The organism is Bartonella jaculi (genome assembly GCF_039543045.1).
GTDB lineage: Bacteria > Pseudomonadota > Alphaproteobacteria > Rhizobiales > Rhizobiaceae > Bartonella > Bartonella jaculi.
The window spans coordinates 1-660 of record NZ_BAABIZ010000182.1 but is presented as its reverse complement, the minus strand read 5'-3'; the positions used below and the strand labels follow the sequence as shown (position 1 = coordinate 660).

2 pseudogenes are annotated in these 660 nt (G+C 37.9%); both read right to left on the bottom strand.

Annotated features, from left to right (window positions below):
- A pseudogene (locus tag ABD915_RS10070) lies at positions 1 to 296 on the bottom strand (hypothetical protein); the annotation flags it as partial.
- A gap of 83 nt (positions 297 to 379) precedes the next feature.
- Positions 380 to 660: pseudogene (locus ABD915_RS10065) on the bottom strand (hypothetical protein); the annotation flags it as partial.

Here is a 660-nt window from a genome sequence, read left to right as displayed (position 1 = left end):
TATACATAGCCAGCAACGATAGCATTGTCATAAACCCGCGCATGACCATAGATATGACCACAAGTGATAGCATTGCCAAAAACCCTTGCATTTTCAGAAACGTGACCATTTTTAAAAACAAGAGCATCATCATATACCCAGCAATTACCCTCATGCGATAGGTTGCTTTCATTTTCAATAAAACCACCAAGATCACCAGCCTTGACATCAGAAAAATCTTTTAATGCTTTAATGCGATAAAGAGTTTTATTATTCAATACACGCGTTTCATTTGTGAGTGCAAATTTCTTTTGCATGGCACAATTCCTTTATAAAGAAGATTAAATTTTTGAATGAGATGTTTAAAGAGGGGGCGCCCCCGCAGCGCCCGCGCGTTTATTTACGCCGCTTCATTTTCATATTGGCTGTCATCATCATAATACCCCTCACAATCAGCATAATATTCATAACGATAATAATCATCTTCACTACCAAATTCTGGATATGCATCATCACAGATATCTTCATTCGCTTCTAAAAAGGCATTGCTATGTATATAAGAATTGCCAGAGATAAGAGCATCACAAATAACGGCATCATCGAATACACGCGATTCATCACAGATGTAAGCAGAACCACTTATTTTTGCATTGCCACCGACATGGGCATTATCACAAATGA